Source organism: Cupriavidus phytohabitans, assembly GCF_017815025.1.
Classification (GTDB): domain Bacteria; phylum Pseudomonadota; class Gammaproteobacteria; order Burkholderiales; family Burkholderiaceae; genus Cupriavidus.
Genome location: NZ_JAGIQB010000258.1, coordinates 1 through 486, shown reverse-complemented (window position 1 = coordinate 486; position 486 = coordinate 1). Strand labels below are relative to the sequence as shown.

General features: G+C 60.5%; 1 protein-coding gene. It reads right to left on the bottom strand.

Features of this window, described 5'->3' with window-relative positions:
* Positions 1 to 486: IS630 family transposase (locus tag J8I34_RS34410; protein ID WP_209808631.1), on the bottom strand; the 486-nt coding region annotated here is incomplete at both ends.

Here is a 486-nt window from a genome sequence, read left to right as displayed (position 1 = left end):
TCGAATGCGTTCGGGCTGTTTCTGGACACTGCGCAGATGGCTCGACGCAGCCTTGACGAGTTGCAGCTTGGTGCGAGCCGGTGCCCGCGAGGTGACGGCTTGCTTGATATCGGCGTTGGCCATCTCGTCGGGATTGAGTTCCGGGCTGTAGCTGGGCAGGTAAAACACCTCGATTTGCTCGACGTGCCGGGCGAGCCAGGCCTTCACCGGCTTGCTGTGATGCACCCTCAGGTTATCGAGAATCAGGAACACCTTCTTGTCCGCGTCCTTGACCAGACGGCGCAGAAAGTCGATCAAGATATCGGCGTTGAGCGCCCCATCGAAGATCTTCCAGCGCATCTTGCCGCGATTGGTGACCGTGGAAATGATCGACAGCCCCTCGCGCTTGCTGTTGATGCGTACCACCGGCGTTTGCCCGATTGGAGCGAAGCTGCGCCCGCGCACGTCGTCAGATCGCAGTCCGGTCTCATCGCCCCAGTGGATCTC